We start from the raw sequence: 20,808 nt of genomic DNA on the forward strand, positions 1-20,808 counted from the left end.
CAGGATGCGTATGCTTTATCAGCAGTTTTTACGTACGTTAAGGATTGAGGCGTAGCGATGGCCAAAACAGTTGAACAGATAGCGAAGGATCTGAATTTATCCGTCACCACCGTGCGGCTGGTACTGAGCGGGAAAGCCGAACAGTATCGGATCAGCGTGAAAACACAGTCCCGAATTAATGAGCACGTCGAGCGCTTCGGCTATACCCTCAACCATTCGGCGCGCAGTCTTAAGCTAAACAAAACCGAGACGCTGGGGCTCATCGTGCCCAACATCTCGAACGTGTTCTTTGCAACGCTCGCCGAGAAACTCGAACTGCGCTGCCGCCGTTCGGGCTACCAACTGATGATCAGCTGTACTTACAACGATGTGGATTACGAAAACAAGCTGGTCAAAGCGCTGATGGCGCGCAACGTGGACGGCTTGTTTATCGTTCCCTCGACGCTGGAAAACCAGCAGCATCATTTGCGGCAGATCCAAAAACCACTGGTGCTCCTCGACCGGGATTTTGGCTTTACTGACAACGCGCTGGTTGAGAGTCATAACGAGGCCGGGGGGGATGAACTGGCCCGCAACATGCTGGCAGAGAGAAAAATGCCGCTCTGGTTCCTTGTGGGCGATACCGCACTGCCCAGTATTACGGACCGTCTGAACGGCTACTTACAGGCCCTGAAAACAGCCGGTATTCACCATCGCGAGTGGGTCATCGAAGGGCCGGACAATACGCCGGAGGGCGGATATGCCCTGATGGATTCGCTTATCGACAGCCAGGGTGTTCCGCAGGCGTTTATCGCCTCATCGTTACCCGTTCTGGAAGGGGCAATCGAAGCCCTGCGGACGCGTACCGGCACCGTGCCCCAACACATCAATATCGGCACCTTCGATGAGCACCCCATGCTGGGGTTCCTGCCTAACAGCGTCTGGTCCATGCAGCAGGACGAAGATACCTGGGCGGAAAAAGCGTTTGAACTGATGCAGCGAGCCATCGACGGCGAAGCGGTCAACGAGACGGCGAAAGTCGATATGAAGCTGGTCAAACGTTCCCGCCAGTAAAAATAAAACTGTACCCGGAGAATAAAAAATGGAACGAGCCCGATTAGCCAGAGACATTATCGACACCTGCCTTGAGATGACCCGCATGGGGTTAAATCAGGGCACCGCCGGCAATATCAGCGTTCGCTATCGCGACGGCATGCTGATTACGCCGACCGGAATTCCCTACGAGCATCTGACCGAAGAGAGTATCGTCTATGTAGATGCACAGGGGCGACACGAAGAAGATAAACTGCCCTCCAGCGAATGGCGTTTTCATCAGGTTGTGTATCAGACCCGCCCGGATGCTAACGCCGTCGTCCATAACCATGCGGTTAACTGTACCGCCGTCTCGATACTCAACCGCCCCATTCCTGCTATTCACTATATGATTGCCGCCGCCGGGGGAAACTCCATTCCCTGCGCCCCTTACGCGACCTTCGGGACGCGCGCGCTGTCAGAGCATGTCGCGATCGCGTTACGCGATCGCAAAGCGACGCTCTTACAGCACCACGGCCTGATAACCTGCGAAGAAAATCTTGAAAAGGCACTGTGGCTGGCGCAGGAGGTAGAGGTGCTGGCAAAACTCTACCTGACCACGCTGGCGATAGTGGATCCCGTTCCGGTACTCAGTGACGATGAAATTGCCATTGTTCTTGAGAAATTCAAAAGCTACGGATTGCGCGTCGAGGCGTAATTTTTTTATCCGGGGGTGCTTTTATCACACCCTCGTAATATCTCTTAAACAAACACCTATTTACCGCACTTATCACCCCGCCTAAACTATGGCCTGCTTTTTGGTAGAGGTGGTAATGAACGATTATAAAATGACGCCAGGCGAACTGCGTGCGACCTGGGGTTTAGGGACTGTTTTCTCGCTGCGGATGCTTGGCATGTTTATGGTCCTGCCCGTTCTGACCACATATGGCATGGCGTTACAGGGTGCCAGCGAAGCGCTGATCGGTCTGGCGATCGGTATCTACGGCCTGGCGCAGGCAATATTCCAGATCCCCTTTGGCTTGCTCTCCGACCGAGTGGGTCGCAAACCGCTGATTGTCGGCGGGCTGCTGGTGTTTGTGCTCGGCAGCATCATCGCCGCCCTCTCCCACTCCATCTGGGGAATTATTCTTGGGCGCGCCCTGCAAGGTTCCGGGGCGATTGCCGCCGCCGTGATGGCGCTGCTGTCAGACTTAACCCGCGAGCAAAACCGCACCAAAGCCATGGCGTTTATCGGCGTCAGCTTTGGCGTCACGTTTGCCATTGCCATGGTGCTGGGGCCCGTTATCACCCATTCACTCGGCCTGCACGCCCTGTTCTGGATGATTGCGGTGCTGGCGACCATCGGGATCGCACTCACGCTGTGGGTTGTACCTGACAGTAAAAACCACGTCCTCAACCGTGAATCCGGGATGGTCAAAGGCTGCTTCAGCAAAGTCATCGCCGAGCCGCGCCTGCTTAAGCTGAACTTCGGCATTATGTGCCTGCACATTCTGCTGATGTCCACCTTTGTCGCCCTGCCCGGTCAACTGGCCGCAGCAGGTTTTCCGGCGGCAGAGCACTGGAAAATTTATCTGGTCACAATGCTGATCTCGTTTGTCTCCGTTGTGCCCTTCATTATTTACGCCGAAGTGAAGCGCAAAATGAAACGCGTCTTCGTGGGCTGCGTGGCGTTACTGCTGATTGCCGAGATTGTGCTGTGGGGCGCCGGCCCGCATTTCTGGGAGCTGATCGCTGGCGTACAACTGTTCTTCCTGGCCTTTAATCTGATGGAAGCCCTGCTGCCGTCGCTTATCAGCAAAGAGTCTCCGGCAGGATACAAAGGCACCGCGATGGGCATTTACTCCACCAGCCAGTTTCTCGGCGTGGCGATCGGCGGGTCACTCGGCGGCTGGGTGGATGGTCTGTTTGACTCCCAGACCGTTTTCCTCGCCGGTGCGCTGCTGGCGATGCTCTGGCTGTTTGTGGCCAGCACCATGAAAGAGCCGCGTTACGTGAGTAGCCTGCGGGTAGAAATTCCCGATGACGTGGCAATCGGTGACGCGTTACAACAGCGTCTGGAAGCGACAGAGGGCGTGAGCGAAGTGCTGATTGTCCCGGAAGAGCGCAGTGCGTATGTCAAAATTGACAGCAAAGTGACTAACCGCTTTGAGGTAGAGCAGGCGCTGAAGGCCTGAAAAAATGCCCGGTTTAGCCGGGCATGATTGTCTTAATCGCGGAAGTTTTTAAACTGGAATGGCTGACCGAGATCGCCGCCACGCACCAGCGCCATCACGGATTGCAGGTCATCACGGGATTTTCCGGTTACGCGGATCTCTTCCCCCTGGATCTGCGCCTGCACTTTGAGCTTACTGTCTTTGATAAGCTTCACGATTTTCTTCTGCACGGCGCTTTCAATACCCTGCTTCAGCTTCGCTTCCACAAACCAGGTTTTGCCGCTGTGAACAAAATCTTCCGGCACATCGAGTGAGGTCCCTTCAATGCCGCGCTTGAGCAGCTTGGCGCGCAGGATATCCAGCAACTGGTTGACCTGGAAATCAGACTCGCTCAGGACTTTGATCGTCTTGTTCGCGTCGTTCAGTTCAATGGTCGCCTCAACGCCACGAAAATCGAAACGTGACTCAACCTCACGGACAGCATTTTCTACGCCGTTACGCGCTTCCTGCAAATCAACTTCAGAAACAATATCGAAAGATGGCATCTTTTCTTCTCCCTTCATTTTTGTTGCGTTGCATAATACCCGCAACGAGGCATAACGAGAAGCTTAGCTGATGGCGCTATACTTAGCGTCATAGCACCTGGCGCCGTTGCAGGTGAGGAGGAACGATGAAAGTAACAGTGCTTGGATGCGGAGCCCTTGGCCAACTCTGGCTTACAGCGCTATGCAAACAGGGACACGACGTTCAGGGCTGGCTGCGAATTCCCCAGCCCTATTGCAGTGTGAACGTGATGGGTACAGACGGTTCAATTTTTAATGAGTCTTTGACGGCAAACGATCCGGAATTTCTTGCCACCAGCGATTTGCTGCTGGTCACGCTGAAGGCCTGGCAGGTCTCCGATGCGGTGAAAAGCCTGGCCGCCCAGTTACCTGAAAGCACGCCAATCCTGCTGATTCACAACGGTATGGGTACCATTGAAGAGCTAAAATCTGTCCGGCAACCGCTGCTGATGGGGACAACCACCCACGCGGCGCGTCGCGACGGTAACGTCATTATCCATGTTGCCAGTGGTATCACTCATATCGGTCCCGCGCGTGAACAGCCCGGCGATTACAGCTATCTTGCGGATACCCTGCAAAGCACGCTGCCTGACGTCGCCTGGCACAATAACATTCGCGCGGAACTGTGGCGCAAACTGGCGGTGAACTGCGCGATTAATCCGCTGACCGCCCTGCTGGATTGCCCTAACGGTGAACTGCGCCAGCATCCTGATCGGGTAGCGCTGATTTGCCGGGAAGTTGCCGCCGTCATTGAACGCGAAGGCTACCACACCTCAGAGTCCGATTTACGTTATTATGTCGACCAGGTCATTGAGAGTACGGCAGAAAATATCTCCTCAATGTTGCAGGATATCCGGGCTATGCGGCATACCGAAATTGATTACATTACCGGTTATCTGTTAAAACGCGCCCGGGCACACGGCATTACCGTTGCGGAAAATAGCCGTCTGTTTGAGTTAGTAAAACGAAAGGAGAGTGAGTATGAGCGCATCGGCACTGGTATGCCTCGCCCCTGGTAGCGAAGAGACAGAAGCGGTCACCACCATTGATTTGCTGGTACGTGGTGGTATTAAGGTTACTACCGCCAGCGTCGCCAGCGACGGAAGCCTGGCGATTACCTGCTCGCGTGGGGTGAAGATTCTGGCGGATGCACCGCTTGTACAGGTGGCGGACGGTGATTACGACATTATCGTTCTGCCGGGTGGTCTGAAGGGGGCTGAGTGTTTCCGCGACAGCCCGCTGCTGGTTGAAACCGTTCGTCAGTTTCATCTTTCCGGGCGTATCGTCGCGGCAATCTGTGCAGCCGCAGGTACGGTGCTGGTTCCGCACGACATTTTCCCCATCGGCAATATGACCGGCTTCCCTGGTCTGAAGGATACAATTCCGGAAGACCAGTGGGTGGATAAACGCGTGGTCTGGGATCCGCGCGTTAACCTGCTCACCAGCCAGGGGCCGGGCACCGCCATTGATTTTGGCCTGAAGATTATTGACCTGCTGGTTGGGCGCGAAAAAGCGTACGAAGTGGCTTCGTCGCTGGTGATGGCGGCGGGGATTTATAACTACTACGAATAAAAAAGTCGGGTGGCGCAAGGTAAAAGCAAAACGGCAACCCGAGGTTGCCGTTTTTAATGTTTGCGCCCTCTCCCTGTGGGAGAGGGTCGGGGTGAGGGCATCAGGCCGCACTCCCCGACAATAAACTACGGGCGATACACCTTCACATTCGCGAAGCCCTGCTCGCGCAGATACAGCGCCTGCAAACGGCTCATGACCCCACGCTCACACCACAGCAGATACGTTTTGCTCTGGTCGAGATCGCCAAACTGGGTGCTCAGCTTGTAGAACGGCAGCGAAACCACCTCCACGCCTTCCACCTGCAACGGCTTGTCATCCTGCTCATCAACAGAACGGATATCCAGAATCGTATCGTTAGCACCAAAGCCGCTGACCGTCTCCACCTCAACCACTTCCTGCTCGGTCTGCTGGGCGATCTCACGGATATCGATGTTGGACGCTTCCGCCACCACTTTTTCCAGGATGCTGAAATCGAAGTTCTCTTCTTCCGCTTCGATCTTCGCCTTCACCGCTTTAATGGTTGGACTTTTTGAGATCACACCGCAATATTCCGGCATGGTACGGGCAAAATCTTCAGTACCGATTTTACGCGCCAGATCGATGATGTGCTCTTTATCGTGAGAGATCAGCGGGCGCAGGATCAGCGTATCAGACACGTTGTCGATAAGACGCAGGTTGGTCAGCGTCTGGCTGGAGACCTGCCCCAGCGCTTCACCGGTGACCAGCGCCTGCACGCCGTAGCGCTCAGCCACTTTGGACGCCGCGCGCACCATCATACGTTTCAGGACCACGCCCATCTGGCCGTCGTCCACTTTTTCGAGGATTTCGCCGACCACCGGCTCAAAGTTGATCGCCACAAAACGCACGCGGTGAGAGCTGCCGAAGCGGTTCCACAGGTAATGCGCCACCTGACGTACGCCGATTTCATGCGCCGCCCCGCCCAGGTTGAAGAAGCAGTAGTGCACGCGGCAGCCGCGACGCATCAGCATGTAGCTGGAGACGCCGGAGTCGAAGCCGCCCGAGATCAGCGACAGCACATCTTCTTGCGTGCCGATCGGGAAACCACCAATACCTTCATAACGACCCTTAACCAGCAGCAGACGATCGTTCTCGATCTCAAGATTAACGGTAACGTCCGGGTTAGTCAGGCGCACGCGCGCCGTCTCAACGTGCTGGTTCAGACCGCCGCCAACGTAGCGCTCGACTTCAATCGAGCTGAACTCGTGTTTACCACGACGCTTCACGCGCACGCAGAAGGTTTTGCCTTCGATCTGGTCGCGGTACTGTACCAGCGCCTTTTCGAAGATATCGTGCATATCGCTGAACGGAACGTCTTCCACTTCCAGAATATGATGAATACCAGGAATACGGGTCAGCGCGTCGCGAATATCAAGACGTTTGCTTTCGTCTTTCGCGCGGACTTCAACGTGGTCCCAGTGACGCACCACAGCGAGCGTTTCGTCGTAGTGTTTTAATACGTTACGAATGTTCCCGGTGAGAATTTTAATAAAGCGCAAACGCACAGATTGGCTTTTGATGGTGATTTCGGGGAACAATTTAATGATAAACTTCATGGCGGCAATGTTTCTTAGGCAAGCTTATAAAGGCTTGTAGTGGAAAATGATACAGCAGCCCACACCCGTGGCTGCATCCAGGTGCGCAAGTATACCACCATCGCGCCACTCGCGTTATTTGATAATTGCCCCGAGTCCGTTACCATGTTGGGGCGAAGAATATAAGAGTTAATTCACTATGCCGAAGAAGAACGACGCACCGGCCAGTTTTGAAACTGCGCTGAGTGAGCTTGAGCAGATTGTTACCCGCCTCGAGAGCGGCGATTTACCGCTGGAAGATGCCCTCAACGAATTTGAACGCGGTGTGCAGCTTGCGCGCCAGGGGCAGGTAAAGCTTCAGCAGGCCGAGCAGCGTGTGCAGATCCTGCTTTCCGACAGCGAAGACGCTAAAACCACGCCATTCACACCGGACGCCGAGTAAATGGATTTCTCCAACGCGCTTCAGGCGCGCGTCATCCGCGCCAACGATGCGCTGCGCCGATTCATTGAGCCGCAGCCTTTTCAGAACACTCCACTGGTTGAAGCCATGCACTATGGCGCACTCTTGGGGGGTAAACGCCTGCGTCCGTTCCTGGTATATGCCACGGGCAACATGTTCGGTATCAGCGATAACACGCTGGACGCCCCGGCAGCCGCCGTGGAGTGTATCCACGCCTATTCGCTGATCCACGATGATTTGCCAGCCATGGACGATGACGATCTGCGTCGCGGTCAGCCAACCTGCCATATCAAATTTGGCGAAGCGAATGCCATTCTGGCGGGTGATGCGCTGCAAACTCTGGCCTTCTCCATTTTGAGCGATGCGCCGATGGTTGAAGTGAGCGATCGCGATCGTCTGGCAATGGTGTCCGAACTGGCAATGGCCAGCGGCGTCGCCGGGATGTGCGGCGGCCAGGCGCTGGATTTAGAGGCTGAAGGTCGTCAGGTTACTCTGGAACAGCTGGAGCGCATCCACCGTCACAAAACGGGCGCACTGATTCGTGCAGCCGTTCGCCTGGGCGCGCTGAGCGCGGGTGAACGCGGGCGTAAAGCCCTGCCGATTCTGGACAGATACGCAGAAAGTATCGGTCTGGCATTCCAGGTTCAGGATGACATTCTGGATGTGGTGGGCGATACTGCAACATTGGGAAAACGTCAGGGTGCGGATCAGCAGCTTGGCAAAAGTACCTATCCCGCCCTGTTGGGCCTTGAGCATGCCCAACGTAAAGCCCGGGATCTAATAGACGATGCCCGCCAGTCGCTGAATGAGCTGGCCGCGCAATCGCTGGATACCTCGGCACTGGAAGCGCTAGCGGACTACATAATCCAGCGTGATAAATAAACTATAAATCTCGATGAGCCTTTGATGAGTTTTGATATTGCCAAATACCCGACACTGGCGTTAGTTGACTCCACTCAGGAGTTACGTCTGTTGCCGAAAGAGAGTCTGCCGAAGCTGTGTGACGAGCTGCGTCGCTACCTGCTCGACAGCGTTAGCCGCTCCAGCGGCCACTTCGCCTCCGGACTTGGCACGGTTGAGCTGACCGTGGCGTTGCATTACGTCTATAACACGCCGTTCGATCAGCTGATCTGGGATGTCGGCCACCAGGCCTATCCGCACAAAATTCTGACCGGACGTCGCGATAAAATTGGCACCATTCGCCAGAAAGGGGGCCTGCACCCGTTCCCGTGGCGCGGCGAGAGTGAATATGACGTGTTAAGCGTCGGCCACTCTTCCACCTCCATTTCTGCGGGCATTGGTATTGCCGTTGCCGCCGAAAAAGAGAATAAACAACGTCGCACTGTCTGCGTGATTGGCGACGGGGCGATCACCGCCGGGATGGCCTTTGAGGCCATGAACCACGCGGGCGATATCAAACCGGACATGCTGGTGATCCTCAACGATAACGAAATGTCGATCTCCGAGAACGTCGGCGCGCTGAATAACCATCTGGCGCAGCTGCTGTCCGGCAAGCTTTACTCCTCACTGCGTGAAGGCGGTAAAAAAGTCTTCTCCGGCGTACCGCCGATCAAAGAGCTGCTTAAGCGTACCGAAGAACACATCAAAGGCATGGTCGTACCGGGTACGCTGTTCGAAGAGCTGGGCTTTAACTATATCGGCCCGGTGGACGGCCACGATGTGCTGGGTCTGGTGACGACGCTTAAAAACATGCGCGACCTGAAAGGCCCTCAGTTCCTGCATATCATGACCAAAAAAGGGCGTGGTTACGAACCGGCGGAGAAAGATCCGATCACCTTCCACGCGGTGCCTAAGTTCGACCATACCAGCGGCTGCCTGCCGAAAAGCAGCGGCGGGATGCCGAGCTACTCAAAAATCTTCGGCGACTGGCTGTGCGAAACGGCGGCAAAAGACAACATGCTGATGGCGGTGACGCCTGCCATGCGTGAAGGCTCCGGCATGGTGGAATTTTCCAAAAAATACCCGGACCAGTATTTCGACGTCGCCATTGCCGAGCAACACGCGGTAACCTTTGCTGCGGGCCTGGCGATTGGCGGCTACAAGCCGGTGGTAGCGATCTACTCTACCTTCCTGCAACGCGCCTACGATCAGGTTATCCATGACGTTGCCATTCAGAAGCTGCCGGTGCTGTTTGCTATCGATCGCGCGGGCATTGTGGGGGCTGACGGCCAGACGCACCAGGGCGCGTTTGATCTCTCCTTCCTGCGCTGCATCCCGGACATGGTGATCATGACGCCAAGCGACGAAAATGAGTGTCGTCAGATGCTGTATACCGGTTACCACTATCAGGACGGTCCCTGCGCGGTACGCTATCCACGCGGTAATGCCCTTGGCGTTGAATTACAGCCGCTGGAAAAACTGGACATCGGTAAAGGTCTGGTGAAACGTCGCGGTGAAAAAGTGGCGATCCTGAACTTTGGTACGCTGATGCCGGAAGCGGCAAAAGTCGCTGAAAACCTGAATGCGACGCTGGTCGATATGCGCTTCGTGAAGCCGCTCGATGAATCTCTGATTCTGAGCATGGCGGAAAGCCATGACGTGCTGGTCACGCTGGAAGAGAACGCCATCATGGGTGGCGCGGGTAGCGGCGTGAACGAAGTGCTGATGGCGAACCGTAAAGCCGTTCCGGTGCTTAATCTCGGCCTGCCGGACCACTTCATCCCGCAAGGCACCCAGGATGAGGCGCGCGCCGACATTGGTCTGGACGCCGCCGGTATCGAAGCCAAAATCCGCACCTGGCTGGCCTGATCCCTCCCCTTTTCTGCTCCTGCTATGCTTAAACGTATTGTTTAAACAGCAGGAGCGGAACCATGCAATACACGACATTAGGAAAAACGGACCTTAAGGTGTCCCGGCTTTGCCTGGGATGCATGACGTTTGGCGAGCCTGACCGGGGAAATCATGCCTGGACGCTGCCGGAAGAGAGCAGCCGCCCCATCATCAAGCGCGCCATTGACGGCGGCATCAACTTCTTCGATACCGCCAACAGCTACTCCGACGGCAGCAGCGAAGAGATTGTTGGCCGCGCCCTGCGAGATTTTGCCCGTCGTGATGACGTTGTGGTTGCCACTAAGGTGTACTACCCGTCAGGCGACCTGGCGGAAGGCCTTTCTCGCGCGCAGATCCTGCGTTCTATTGATGACAGCCTCAGACGCCTGAACATGGATTACGTCGACCTGCTGCAAATCCACCGCTGGGATTACAACACCCCGATCGAAGAGACGCTTGAAGCGTTGAACGACGTCGTGAAAGCCGGTAAAGCGCGCTACATCGGCGCATCGTCCATGCATGCCTCACAGTTTGCCCAGGCGCTCGATCTCCAGGCACAGCACGGCTGGGCGCGCTTTGTCACCATGCAGGATCACTACAACCTGATTTACCGGGAAGAAGAGCGCGAGATGCTGCCGCTCTGCTACCAGGAAGGCGTGGCGGTGATCCCGTGGAGCCCGCTGGCGCGCGGAAGGTTAACCCGTCCGTGGGGCGAAACCACCGCCCGGCTGGTATCAGACGAAGTGGGTAAAAACCTGTATGACGATACAGAAGCCAGCGATGCGTTAATTGCCGAACGCTTAGCCGGGATCGCCGACGATATCGGTGCAACGCGCGCGCAGGTGGCACTGGCGTGGCTGCTGAGCAAGCGCGGTGTCGCCGCGCCGATTGTGGGCACATCGCGGGAAGAACAGCTGGATGAGTTGTTGAGTGCGGTGGACTTATCGTTGACGCCGGAGCAGATTGCCGAGCTGGAGACGCCGTATCAGCAACATCCGGTGGTAGGGTTTAAATAAACAATTCAGGGAACAAAATCCGTAGGCCGGGTAAGCGCAGCGCCACCCGGCAATACAGAGCGCACAAAATTACGCGAAGTGATCGTACCCTTTCCAGTCAAGCGTAACCGGGGCGCCGTCGCGGACAAACAGCAGCCCTTCACTTTCCGGCATCACCTGCCCGATGCAGGTAAATTTCGCCCCCAGATGCGCTAACGCCACATCCAGTGTTCCGCGATTGAGCTCAGGCACTGTGAAGCACAGCTCATAATCTTCTCCACCGGATAACGCCCAGCGCAGCGCCTGCTCAGGCTCGGCATGGCGACGCAACGGCTCTGACAGAGGGAACAGATCCAGATCGATCCGCGCGCCCACGCCGCTGGCTTTCAGGATATGGCCGAGATCGGAGATCAGCCCGTCAGACAAATCGATAGCCGAACTGGCCCGCTCGCGCAGCGCCTGGCCGTGCAAAATACGCGGCGTTGGCCGCAGATGGCGCTTCACCAGGTACGCCGCATCGTCAGCATCTTCAACCGTTAAACGGTTCTGAAGGATTGCCAGCCCTGCCGCGCTATCCCCCGGCGTACCGGTCACGTAGATCCAGTCGCCCGGTTTTGCGCCCGAACGTTTCAGCGCACGCCCGGCAGGCACATAGCCGTGGATTGCCAGGGTCATCGACAGCGGACCGGCAGTGGTATCACCGCCAATCAGCTGCATATCGTAATAATTCAGCTGCTCAAACAGGGAATCGCTGAAGGCTTCAAGCCAGGCTTCATCCACCTCTGGCAAGGTCAGAGCCAGCGTCAGCCAGGCCGGGTCGGCGCCCATTGCCGCCAGATCGCTGACGTTCACCGCCAGCGCTTTATACGCCAGATCGGCAGGATCGATGTCGGGCAGGAAATGTCGCCCACACACTAAGGTGTCGGTGCTGATTGCCAGCGTCTGTTTTTCGGGAATATTGAGAAGTGCGCAGTCATCGCCAATGCCGGTTTCAACATCAAGACGAGAGGTTCTGACACGGTCGAAATAACGGGCAATCAGGGAGAATTCGCCGCATGCCATACGTTATGCCTCAGCAAATAAAAGAAAAAACCGGAGCCGCACTGCCCGTCAGGCAATGCAGAACTCCGGTTTGCGGATCACTTTTTGTGGGGACGGATCGCAGGTGCGGCTTTATCCAGCACGCCGTTAACAAACTTGTGGCTGTCTTCAGCGCCGAAGGTTTTCGCCAGTTCGATCGCTTCGTTGATGGCCACTTTGTACGGCACATCATCACGTTTAGACAGCTCAAACAGCGCGATACGCAACACTGCTTTTTCGACCTGGCCCAGCTCTTCGAGCAGACGGGACAGGTATGGCTTCATCAGACCATCGAGATACGCGCTATTAGTCGCCACTCCCGACAGCAGTTCACGGAAGTACAGAACGTCAACGTCTTTCACGTCCTGTTCTGACAGGAACTGGTATTCAACATCAGCGATGTCGTTCTGGGACAACTGCCAGGAGTAAAGTGCCTGGACGGCACATTCACGGGCGCGGCGACGAGCAGCAGGTTTCACGGAATTCCCCTTACAAAAAAATCAGGCCTTGATGGCTTTCAATACATTGATCATTTCAAGCGCGGTCAGTGCAGCTTCTGCACCTTTGTTACCGGCTTTGGTGCCAGCACGTTCGATGGCTTGTTCAATACTTTCGGTGGTCAGCACGCCGAACGCGACAGGAATTTCAGCATCCTGCGCAACGTGCGCCAGACCATTGCTTGCACCGCCCGCAACGTATTCGAAGTGCGCAGTGCCGCCACGAATAACAGTACCCAGCGCAATCACCGCGTCGTATTTACCGGTTTTCGCCAGCGCGCCCGCTGCCAGTGGCAGTTCGTAAGCACCTGGTACCCAAACGACGGTAATGTTGTCATCTTTAACCTGGCCGATACGTTTCAGGGCGTCAACCGCACCTTCCAGCAGGCTATCATTGATGAAGTTGTTGAAACGCGCAATGGTGATGGCGACGCGAGCGTCCGGGGTAGCTACAGCAGCTTCAATAATGTTCATACTCTTCCTTTACGGGTTCATTTGGCCCCGCAGGGGGGCGGATTTTATCATAATACTTTGCGTACTGCTTCCCTATTTCAGGAGCAATTACGCTGTCGTTAAATGGAGGCAGACATCCGGGCCTACCGGACGAATCTCACTGAATGAGAGTTGCGGCGCATCGGCCAGTTTTTCAAGGCCGGGCAGCACAAACAGGCCGCGCGCGTCGTTACCTAACAGTTTAGGCGCAACGTAGACGAGAAGCTCATCCACCAGCCCCGCCTGAAGCAGTGCGCCGGCGAGCGTCGGACCGGCTTCAACCCAGATGCTGTTGACCTGCTGTTTGCCGAGCAACATCATCAGCACCACGAGATCCAGATGCCCGTTATGTTCCGGCACCGTAATGCTGCGCACGCCTTGCGGCCATTCGCGCGTATCTTCTTTGGTGCGTGCAATCCAGGTTTCCCCCGGCTGCTGCACGATGCGGTGCTCCGGCGTCACGCGGTTCTGGCTATCAATAATAATGCGCAGCGGCTGACGCAGGTTCTCCTGCGGATAGAGCGCCTGCGTATCTGCATTCAGCTCTTCCCAGCGTACGGTCATGGCCGGATCGTCAGCCAGTACCGTTTCACTGCTGGTGAGAATAGCATGGCTTTGCGCGCGCAGACGTTGCACATCGCGCCTTGCCTGTGGCGAGGTGATCCACTGGCTCTCGCCGTTCGCCATCGCCGTGCGGCCATCCAGTGACGCGCCAAGCTTAAGCTGGATAAACGGGAAGCCGGTGCGCATACGCTTCAGGAAGCCTTTATTCAGGGCTTCCGCATCCTGCATCATCAGGCCGTGGCTGACGTCGATGCCTTCCTGTTGCAGACGATACAGTCCGCGGCCCGCTACCTGCGGGTTAGGATCCTGCATGGCGGCGACAACGCGCGAGACGCCCGCCGCAATCAGCGCTTCACAGCACGGCGGCGTACGCCCATGGTGGCTGCATGGCTCCAGCGTCACATAGGCCGTCGCGCCACGCGCTTTCTCCCCCGCCATGCGCAAGGCATGCACTTCAGCATGCGGCTCGCCTGCGCGATAGTGAAAACCTTCCCCCACGATCTCACCATCTTTAACAATGACGCACCCGACATTAGGGTTAGGGTGAGTGGTAAACCGACCGCGCTGCGCCAGCTTCATGGCTCGCGCCATGTACATCTCGTCGTGCATGGTCTTAATCCTGTAAGCGGGCGATCTCTTCGCCAAACTCTTTGATGTCTTCGAAGCTGCGGTAAACGGAGGCAAAGCGGATATAGGCGACTTTATCGAGCTTTTTCAGCTGTTCCATCACCAGATTGCCGATCATTTTGCTCGGCACTTCGCGCTCACCTAACCCCCGCAGATAAGATTTAATGTGGTTTAACGCCATTTCGACGTCATCGGAGCTGACGGGCCGTTTTTCCAGCGCCTTGAGCATCCCGCTACGCAGTTTTTCTTCATTGAACGGTTCGCGCACATCGTTACTTTTTACCACGCGCGGCATTACCAGCTCTGCCACCTCGAAGGTGGTAAAACGCTCGTTGCACACCAGACACTGCCGACGACGACGCACGGAAGACCCTTCGCCTACAAGACGTGAGTCGATGACTTTGGTATCCACAGCGGAGCAAAATGGGCAATGCATACGATGTCCCTGTTATCTGGTTATCTGATTTCTATTTTACCCTGAACTGGCCCGACAACAAAGGAAGAGCTTTTTGAGACAAAGGATCTATGCCTGACGGCACTATCCTGTCTACCATTGCAGCAATCTGTGATTTCAAGGAATTAAACGCAATGACAAGACGTTACCTGAAAATAGTGCTGGTGGGGAGCCTGTTCACGCTTAGCGCCTGCGCACAGCAAAGCGAAGTCCGCGAGATGAAACAAAGCGTGAATACGCTTAACGTGGCGATGGACAAACTTAATAAAGAAACCGTGAAGATCACCCAGCAGAACGCGCTGAATGCCAAATCCAGCAATGGCGTTTATTTATTGCCAGGTGCAAACACGCCCGCGCGTCTGAACAGCCAGATTGGCACGCTAAAGATGTCTCTGGTGAATGTTGCAGCGAATGCCGATGGTACTCGCGCAACATTACGCATTCAGGGTGAGTCCAACGATCCGCTGCCCGCGTTCAGCGGCACCGTAGAGTGGGGCCAGATTCAGGGCACCACGGAGAGCTATCAGGAAGTGAACGTGAAGAATCAGCTCTTCACCGCCCCCGCCCGCACGCTGGCGCCGAGCGATGTTGACATCCCGCTCCAGCTGAGCGGACTGACGCCAGAACAGCTGGGCTTTATCCGTATTCACGACATTCAACCCGCCGCGCAATAACCCGCCCTTTTAGCGGAGTGAAATGTCACTCCGCTAACATTTACATTTCGTATGGATTGGCAACATAAATGATTGCCGCTACAATCGCGCCCGTCTAAAGTACGCAAACGTGAACGCAATCGATTACGTATGTGAGAGATATGTGAAACAACACATATTTTTGTGAGCAAGGATTCCTATAATAGGCTCCGCAGAAACACGAAATATTTAGAAACGCAATTCGCGCATTTTTCACTCCCGGAAGGGAATTTCAATCAGTGGCATGATTATGAAAAAAACATTACTCGCAGCCGGTGCAGTTCTGGCACTGTCCTCCTCTTTCACTGTTAACGCAGCGGAAAACGACAAACCACAATACCTCTCCGACTGGTGGCACCAGAGCGTTAACGTGGTAGGCAGCTACCATACCCGTTTCGGACCGCAGATCCGTAACGATACTTACCTCGAGTACGAAGCATTCGCAAAAAAAGACTGGTTTGATTTCTATGGCTACATGGACGCACCGGTATTCTTCGGCGGTAACACCGACGCGAAAGGTATCTGGAACCACGGTTCCCCACTGTTCATGGAGATCGAACCACGCTTCTCCATTGATAAACTGACTGGTACCAGTCTGGCGTTTGGTCCGTTCAAAGAGTGGTATTTCGCAAACAACTACATCTACGACATGGGCCGCAACAAGTCCGGTCGCCAGAGCACCTGGTATATGGGTCTGGGTACAGACATTGAGACTGGCCTGCCGATGAGCCTGTCCATGAACGTCTACGCAAAATACCAGTGGCAGAACTACGGCGCTGCGAACGAGAACGAGTGGGATGGCTACCGTTTCAAAGTGAAATACTTTGTGCCAATTACCCAACTGTGGGGCGGCAACCTGAGCTATATCGGCTTCACCAACTTTGACTGGGGTTCAGACCTGGGCGATAACGATTTCCGCGACCTGAACGGCAGAAAAGCGCGCACTAACGACTCCATCGCATCCAGCCACATCCTGGCGCTGAACTACGATCACTGGCACTACTCTGTTGTTGCGCGTTACTGGCACAACGGTGGTCAGTGGAACGACGACGCCAGCCTGAACTTCGGCAACGGCGACTTCAGCGTTCGTTCTACCGGTTGGGGCGGTTACCTGGTCGTGGGTTACAACTTCTAATCAGTGCGGGATTGTGCGGGCTGGTGCCCTCACCCCTACCCTCTCCCACGGGAGAGGGCGCAAACACAAAAAACGGCAACATCGTTGCCGTTTTGCTTTTACCTCGCCACCCGGCTTTTTACTGCTTCACCTTGCGCAAAAAATCCGCCAGCGACCTGTCCGCGCTTTCGCTAAAGCGTCTTTCCGTCAGCGTAATATGCAAACACCGGTCGAGACGGAAGCAGCGATAGTCATCGCGCCGTTCACACCACGCGGCCAGCAGCCAGTGCTCACCCCAGAAGAACAGCCCCAGCGGCTGAACCTCACGCCAGGTTAACTGCCCGGCTTCATCGCGATAGTGCAGCGCCAGCACACGCAGGGCAGAAATTGCCTGGTGGATCACGTCGAAACCACTACGGGAGTGTGGCTGAAGGGCAATATCCGGCGCGTAAATTCGCGTCTGTTCAGCTTTGCGGCGGCTCTCTTCTGGCAGGATCGCCAGCACTTTTTCCTGGGCCGATTCCAGCTCGCGCGACAGCGATTCCCCGCCCCAGGTTTTGAGCAGACGGATCGCCACCATCAGCGCCTCGGACTCCTTGTTGGTCAGCATCAACGGGGGTAAATCAAAACCCGACATTAGCCGATATCCGCTTCCCGCCTCGCCTTCCACCGGCACGCCGGAAAGCGACAGGTCGCGGATATCGCGGTACACCGTGCGCTCGGACACGCCAAGCCTTTCCGCCAGATGCGCTGCCGTTGTCAGACGCCTGCCCCGCAGGATCTGCACAATCTGGAACAAACGGTCAGCGCGTCGGGTCATCGGTTTACTCTCATACCGGTTGATGGAGGCCGACGCGATTACCTTCGCTGTCGGTAAACAGGGCTATAGTGCCAATGCCTTGCGGCAGTTCCAGCGGGCCAAACACGCACTCACCGCCCGCAGAAGCAATGCGATCGAGCGTGGCCGCCAGATTGTCAGTATGCAGGTAAATAATAGCGCCCTGCGAAGAGGGTGTAACACTGTCAAATTTCGCCAGCGCGCCGCCGGTGGCCGGATCCTCGTGCGGGAAAACCGCCAGCTCAGCCACGTCCATCTTCTCGCGCCGCAGCGCGACCTGCATCACCGACTCATAAAATTTGGTGGCGCGATCCATATCGGCGACCGGAATTTCAAACCAGTTAATGACACTTTTCATACGTCCTCCTGCCTGTTGTTAGAGTTCAGAAGGAGTCTACGACAGGGCTCCTGACAGCATACTGTCAGGAGTGTTTGTGAGATGCAGACAAAAAAAATCCCGGCCAGCAGGCCGGGATTTCGATACTACATAAGACGCTTACGGCAGAATGGACGGCTGATCCGCCCCTTCTTTCTCGACTTTCTGCTGGATCAGATGCTCGCGCTTCATGCCCAGCTTCAGCGCCAGCGCGGACGCGACGTAGATAGACGAGGCCGTACCGATAGACACACCGATCAGCATGGTCAGCGAGAAGCCTTCCAGCACCGGGCCACCGAACAGGAACAGCATCAGGATCACCATCAGGGTGGTGCCGGAGGTGATCAACGTACGGTGCAGCGTCTGGGTCAACGACACGTTAAAGATTTCGTACGGCGTGCCGCGACGGATCTTACGGAAGTTTTCACGAATACGGTCAGATACCACGATACTGTCGTTCAGTGAGTAACCGATAACGGACATCAGGGATGCCACAATCGTCAGGTCAATCTCAATGTGGAAGAGGGACAGTATGCCCATGGTGATCACCACGTCGTGCGCCAGGGCGATAACCACGCCTGCCGCCAGTCGCCACTCAAAGCGGAAACCGACGTAAATCAGGATCGAGATCAGCGCCACAAGCAGCGCCATCGCACCGGTCTGCGCCAGGTCAGCACCAACGCTCGGGCCGACAAACTCAATACGCTTAACCGTTGCGTCCTGGCTGGTCGTTTCGTTAATAACCTGAACGACCTTGCTGCCCAACTCCTGGCTGCCGTTGGCATCGTGTACCGGCGGCATACGCACCATGATGTCGCGGCTGCTGCCGAAGTTCTGTAGCAGCGGCTCTTCAAAGCCCGCTTTTTGCAGAGACTCACGCATCTGGTCCATATCGACCGGTTTTTCCAGGGTAATTTCGATCACCGTACCACCGGTGAAATCCAGGCCCCAGTTAAAGCCTTTCACGCCCATAATGACGATGGACAAGATCAGCAGAAAACCTGAAATGCCGAAGGCCCAGTAGTCCCAGCGCATAAAGTCCCAGACTTTACGGCCGTGGTTCAATTGTTCAACAGTATATTCCTGTGCCACAACGCACTCCTCAGATAGACAGCTTTTTGACGCGCTTGCCGCCGTACAGCAGGTTCACGATGGCACGGGTGCCGACAATAGCGGTAAACATCGACGTTGCGACACCGATACCGGTAGTAATCGCAAAGCCTTTGATCGCGCCAGTACCCACTGCATACAGGATAAGAACCTTAATCAGTGTTGTTACGTTCGCATCGAAGATGGAGCTGAACGCCCCTTTGTAGCCTTCTTCAATCGCCTGCTGTACAGAACGACCGTTGCTCAGCTCTTCTTTGATACGTTCGTTTATCAGTACGTTGGCGTCGACCGCCACCGCAAGGGTTAGAACGATACCCGCGATACCTGGCATGGTTAGCGTCGCCCCTGGCAGCAGGGACATGATACCGATGATCAGCACCAGGTTGGCAATCAGCGCGGAGGTCGCAATCAGGCCGAACTTCTTATAGAAGAAGATCATGAAGATGATGGACACCGCCAGACCGGCCAGACACGCTTCCAGACCCTGTTTGATGTTCTGCATACCCAGGGTTGGACCGATGGTACGTTCTTCAACAATCTGAATTGGCGCAATCAGCGCACCGGCACGCAGCAGCAGAGAGAGCTGACGCGCTTCGTTCGGGTTGCTGATACCGGTAATACGGAAGCTGTTACCCAGACGAGACTGGATGTTGGCGATGTTAATCACCTCTTCCTCTTTCACCAGCACGGCACGGCCATTGGCGTCTTTCTTACCGCTGTCTTTGTACTCCACGAACAGGGTCGCCATCGGCTTGCCGATGTTGTCCTTGGTGAAGTTAGACATGATGTTGCCACCTGCGCTATCCAGCGAGATGTTAACCTGCGGCTGGTTGTACTCATCCTGGCTTGAAGTGGAGTCGGTGATATGGTCACCGGTCAGGATCACGCGTTTGTACAGCACAACCGGCTGGCCTTCGCGGGTCTGCTTCACTTCGGAATCGCCCGGCACACGGCCTGAAGCCGCAGCAGCCTGGTCAACGTTGGAGTTAACCAGACGGAACTCCAGGGTCGCCGTCGCGCCCAGAATCTCTTTCGCACGGGCGGTATCCTGGATACCCGGCAGTTCGACCACGATACGGTCTGCACCCTGACGCTGTACCAGTGGCTCAGCCACGCCCAGCTGGTTTACACGGTTACGCAGAATGTTAATGTTCTGCTGAACGGCGTATTCACGTGCTTCACTCAGACGCGCGTCGGTCATTACCGCACGCAGCTGATTGCTGCCCTGAGAGGTGATAACCAGATCGCGGTGACGCTGAGACAGATAGGTCACAGCCTGATCGCGTGCCGCGCTGTCGCGGAACGTGATGCTCATGCCGTAGTTATCTTCTTTACGTACGGTGGTGTACGGAATGCCCTTATCGCGCAGATCGCTGCGCAGGCTGTCGATATTCTGTTCCTGTAGCTTGCCGAGCGCGGTATCCATATCCACTTCCATCAGGAAGTGAACGCCGCCACGCAGGTCAAGACCCAGTTTCATTGGCTCTGCGTTCAGCGCAGCCAGCCAGCGTGGGGTTGCAGGAGCAAGGTTAAGCGCCACGACATATTTATCACCCAGCACGCCCATCAGCGCTTCACGTGCGCGGAGCTGCGTGTCGGTGGTGTCGAAGCGAGCAAGAATTGCGCCCTCTTCCAGTGCCACAGACTTAGCGGTAATTTTTTCTTCTTGTAACGTTTTCTGGACCTGGATCAGCGTTTGCTCACTGGCGGCGACACCGCGCGCGCCAGTGATTTGAACGGCCGGATCCTCACCATACAGGTTGGGAAGCGCGTACAGCAGGCCGACGATAATCACGACGACCAGCATGATGTACTTCCACAAAGGATAACGGTTTAACACGGCAGT

22 protein-coding genes are annotated in these 20,808 nt (G+C 55.8%); 11 read left to right on the forward strand and 11 right to left on the reverse strand.

What is annotated here, in order from left to right:
• Window positions 1-57: 57 nt before the first annotated feature.
• From DD606_RS09330 to DD606_RS09340, 3 genes are all read left to right on the forward strand, one after another.
• On the forward strand, window positions 58-1,053 hold the full coding sequence (locus tag DD606_RS09330; RefSeq protein ID WP_022650467.1) for a LacI family DNA-binding transcriptional regulator: 996 nt from the start codon (window positions 58-60) through the stop codon (window positions 1,051-1,053).
• Between the two features lie 28 nt (window positions 1,054-1,081).
• A complete protein-coding gene (gene fucA, locus DD606_RS09335) occupies window positions 1,082-1,729 on the forward strand; it encodes an L-fuculose-phosphate aldolase (RefSeq protein WP_022650466.1) in 648 nt (215 codons plus the stop codon).
• A gap of 115 nt (window positions 1,730-1,844) precedes the next feature.
• Entirely contained in the window at window positions 1,845-3,206 is a 1,362-nt protein-coding gene (locus DD606_RS09340) for an MFS transporter (RefSeq protein ID WP_045896197.1), read from the forward strand.
• A gap of 32 nt (window positions 3,207-3,238) precedes the next feature.
• Here DD606_RS09340 and DD606_RS09345 read toward each other — a convergent pair whose 3' ends face one another.
• Window positions 3,239-3,730, reverse strand: a complete 492-nt coding sequence (locus tag DD606_RS09345; protein ID WP_017383179.1) for a YajQ family cyclic di-GMP-binding protein — start codon at window positions 3,728-3,730, stop codon at window positions 3,239-3,241.
• A 125-nt stretch (window positions 3,731-3,855) separates the two neighbouring features.
• On the opposite strand from DD606_RS09345, the gene panE reads away from it, so the two are divergent.
• Together panE and yajL are read left to right on the forward strand one after the other, a co-directional pair.
• Window positions 3,856-4,767 carry a 2-dehydropantoate 2-reductase gene (panE, locus tag DD606_RS09350; RefSeq protein WP_022650464.1) on the forward strand — a complete coding sequence of 304 codons (912 nt, stop codon included), beginning with the start codon at window positions 3,856-3,858 and terminating at the stop codon, window positions 4,765-4,767.
• Window positions 4,730-5,320, forward strand: a complete 591-nt coding sequence (gene yajL, locus DD606_RS09355) for a protein deglycase YajL (RefSeq protein ID WP_003859085.1) — start codon at window positions 4,730-4,732, stop codon at window positions 5,318-5,320. Before panE ends, yajL begins: the two co-directional genes overlap by 38 nt.
• A gap of 125 nt (window positions 5,321-5,445) precedes the next feature.
• Here yajL and thiI read toward each other — a convergent pair whose 3' ends face one another.
• The gene (thiI, locus tag DD606_RS09360; protein ID WP_022650463.1) at window positions 5,446-6,894 is read right to left on the reverse strand and encodes a tRNA uracil 4-sulfurtransferase ThiI; all 1,449 of its coding nucleotides are present in this window, start codon (window positions 6,892-6,894) and stop codon (window positions 5,446-5,448) included.
• Window positions 6,895-7,072: 178 nt separating this feature from the next.
• On the opposite strand from thiI, the gene xseB reads away from it, so the two are divergent.
• The 4 genes from xseB (at window position 7,073) to DD606_RS09380 (ending at window position 11,139) form a co-directional block, all read left to right on the forward strand.
• Window positions 7,073-7,315, forward strand: a complete 243-nt coding sequence (gene xseB, locus DD606_RS09365) for an exodeoxyribonuclease VII small subunit (protein ID WP_003859094.1) — start codon at window positions 7,073-7,075, stop codon at window positions 7,313-7,315.
• Complete coding sequence (gene ispA, locus DD606_RS09370; RefSeq protein WP_032608639.1) at window positions 7,316-8,215, forward strand: (2E,6E)-farnesyl diphosphate synthase; 900 nt, start codon at window positions 7,316-7,318, stop codon at window positions 8,213-8,215. It begins immediately after the preceding gene.
• Between the two features lie 24 nt (window positions 8,216-8,239).
• A complete protein-coding gene (dxs, locus tag DD606_RS09375; RefSeq protein ID WP_015571294.1) occupies window positions 8,240-10,102 on the forward strand; it encodes a 1-deoxy-D-xylulose-5-phosphate synthase in 1,863 nt (620 codons plus the stop codon).
• A gap of 62 nt (window positions 10,103-10,164) precedes the next feature.
• Window positions 10,165-11,139, forward strand: coding sequence for an aldo/keto reductase (locus DD606_RS09380; RefSeq protein ID WP_017383171.1), 975 nt, complete (start codon window positions 10,165-10,167; stop codon window positions 11,137-11,139).
• 69 nt (window positions 11,140-11,208) lie between these two features.
• On the opposite strand, the gene thiL is transcribed toward DD606_RS09380, so the two are convergent.
• The 5 genes from thiL to nrdR form a co-directional block, all read right to left on the reverse strand.
• Window positions 11,209-12,180, reverse strand: a complete 972-nt coding sequence (gene thiL, locus DD606_RS09385) for a thiamine-phosphate kinase (RefSeq protein ID WP_022650460.1) — start codon at window positions 12,178-12,180, stop codon at window positions 11,209-11,211.
• A gap of 77 nt (window positions 12,181-12,257) precedes the next feature.
• Entirely contained in the window at window positions 12,258-12,677 is a 420-nt protein-coding gene (gene nusB, locus DD606_RS09390) for a transcription antitermination factor NusB (protein ID WP_006809908.1), read from the reverse strand.
• Between the two features lie 21 nt (window positions 12,678-12,698).
• Window positions 12,699-13,169, reverse strand: a complete 471-nt coding sequence (ribE, locus tag DD606_RS09395) for a 6,7-dimethyl-8-ribityllumazine synthase (protein ID WP_003859098.1) — start codon at window positions 13,167-13,169, stop codon at window positions 12,699-12,701.
• An 87-nt stretch (window positions 13,170-13,256) separates the two neighbouring features.
• Window positions 13,257-14,360, reverse strand: a complete 1,104-nt coding sequence (ribD, locus tag DD606_RS09400) for a bifunctional diaminohydroxyphosphoribosylaminopyrimidine deaminase/5-amino-6-(5-phosphoribosylamino)uracil reductase RibD (RefSeq protein ID WP_022650459.1) — start codon at window positions 14,358-14,360, stop codon at window positions 13,257-13,259.
• Between the two features lie 4 nt (window positions 14,361-14,364).
• Window positions 14,365-14,814, reverse strand: a complete 450-nt coding sequence (gene nrdR / locus DD606_RS09405) for a transcriptional regulator NrdR (RefSeq protein ID WP_003859099.1) — start codon at window positions 14,812-14,814, stop codon at window positions 14,365-14,367.
• 152 nt (window positions 14,815-14,966) lie between these two features.
• Here nrdR and DD606_RS09410 point away from each other — a divergent pair, with 152 nt between their 5' ends.
• A complete protein-coding gene (locus DD606_RS09410; RefSeq protein ID WP_129258552.1) occupies window positions 14,967-15,506 on the forward strand; it encodes a DUF3251 domain-containing protein in 540 nt (179 codons plus the stop codon).
• 268 nt (window positions 15,507-15,774) lie between these two features.
• Entirely contained in the window at window positions 15,775-16,659 is an 885-nt protein-coding gene (locus tag DD606_RS09415; protein WP_032610182.1) for a nucleoside-specific channel-forming protein Tsx, read from the forward strand.
• 118 nt (window positions 16,660-16,777) lie between these two features.
• On the opposite strand, the gene DD606_RS09420 is transcribed toward DD606_RS09415, so the two are convergent.
• The 4 genes from DD606_RS09420 to secD form a co-directional block, all read right to left on the reverse strand.
• Window positions 16,778-17,458: a YafY family protein gene (locus DD606_RS09420; protein WP_006809913.1), complete on the reverse strand. Its 681-nt coding sequence runs from the start codon at window positions 17,456-17,458 to the stop codon at window positions 16,778-16,780.
• A gap of 10 nt (window positions 17,459-17,468) precedes the next feature.
• Complete coding sequence (locus DD606_RS09425) at window positions 17,469-17,834, reverse strand: VOC family protein (protein WP_022650456.1); 366 nt, start codon at window positions 17,832-17,834, stop codon at window positions 17,469-17,471.
• A gap of 138 nt (window positions 17,835-17,972) precedes the next feature.
• Window positions 17,973-18,944 (reverse strand): protein translocase subunit SecF, encoded by a 972-nt coding sequence (secF, locus tag DD606_RS09430; protein WP_003859105.1) that lies wholly within the window; start codon window positions 18,942-18,944, stop codon window positions 17,973-17,975.
• Window positions 18,945-18,954: 10 nt separating this feature from the next.
• The gene (secD, locus tag DD606_RS09435) at window positions 18,955-20,802 is read right to left on the reverse strand and encodes a protein translocase subunit SecD (RefSeq protein WP_003859106.1); all 1,848 of its coding nucleotides are present in this window, start codon (window positions 20,800-20,802) and stop codon (window positions 18,955-18,957) included.
• Window positions 20,803-20,808: the final 6 nt, after the last annotated feature.

Origin of the sequence: Enterobacter cloacae complex sp. GF14B (assembly GCF_004136805.1) — a bacterium.
Classification (GTDB): Bacteria; Pseudomonadota; Gammaproteobacteria; order Enterobacterales; family Enterobacteriaceae; genus Enterobacter; species Enterobacter hormaechei_C.

Coding starts and splice junctions, on each gene's coding strand:
- DD606_RS09380 (WP_017383171.1), top strand. CDS start 10,165: ATGCAATACACGACATTAGGAAAAACGGACCTTAAGGTGTCCCGGCTT.
- ispA (WP_032608639.1), top strand. CDS start 7,316: ATGGATTTCTCCAACGCGCTTCAGGCGCGCGTCATCCGCGCCAACGAT.
- panE (WP_022650464.1), top strand. CDS start 3,856: ATGAAAGTAACAGTGCTTGGATGCGGAGCCCTTGGCCAACTCTGGCTT.
- xseB (WP_003859094.1), top strand. CDS start 7,073: ATGCCGAAGAAGAACGACGCACCGGCCAGTTTTGAAACTGCGCTGAGT.
- DD606_RS09345 (WP_017383179.1), bottom strand. CDS start 3,730: ATGCCATCTTTCGATATTGTTTCTGAAGTTGATTTGCAGGAAGCGCGT.
- yajL (WP_003859085.1), top strand. CDS start 4,730: ATGAGCGCATCGGCACTGGTATGCCTCGCCCCTGGTAGCGAAGAGACA.
- nrdR (WP_003859099.1), bottom strand. CDS start 14,814: ATGCATTGCCCATTTTGCTCCGCTGTGGATACCAAAGTCATCGACTCA.
- DD606_RS09415 (WP_032610182.1), top strand. CDS start 15,775: ATGAAAAAAACATTACTCGCAGCCGGTGCAGTTCTGGCACTGTCCTCC.
- DD606_RS09410 (WP_129258552.1), top strand. CDS start 14,967: ATGACAAGACGTTACCTGAAAATAGTGCTGGTGGGGAGCCTGTTCACG.
- thiL (WP_022650460.1), bottom strand. CDS start 12,180: ATGGCATGCGGCGAATTCTCCCTGATTGCCCGTTATTTCGACCGTGTC.
- DD606_RS09420 (WP_006809913.1), bottom strand. CDS start 17,458: ATGACCCGACGCGCTGACCGTTTGTTCCAGATTGTGCAGATCCTGCGG.
- ribD (WP_022650459.1), bottom strand. CDS start 14,360: ATGCACGACGAGATGTACATGGCGCGAGCCATGAAGCTGGCGCAGCGC.
- thiI (WP_022650463.1), bottom strand. CDS start 6,894: ATGAAGTTTATCATTAAATTGTTCCCCGAAATCACCATCAAAAGCCAA.
- ribE (WP_003859098.1), bottom strand. CDS start 13,169: ATGAACATTATTGAAGCTGCTGTAGCTACCCCGGACGCTCGCGTCGCC.
- DD606_RS09330 (WP_022650467.1), top strand. CDS start 58: ATGGCCAAAACAGTTGAACAGATAGCGAAGGATCTGAATTTATCCGTC.
- DD606_RS09425 (WP_022650456.1), bottom strand. CDS start 17,834: ATGAAAAGTGTCATTAACTGGTTTGAAATTCCGGTCGCCGATATGGAT.
- fucA (WP_022650466.1), top strand. CDS start 1,082: ATGGAACGAGCCCGATTAGCCAGAGACATTATCGACACCTGCCTTGAG.
- DD606_RS09340 (WP_045896197.1), top strand. CDS start 1,845: ATGAACGATTATAAAATGACGCCAGGCGAACTGCGTGCGACCTGGGGT.
- dxs (WP_015571294.1), top strand. CDS start 8,240: ATGAGTTTTGATATTGCCAAATACCCGACACTGGCGTTAGTTGACTCC.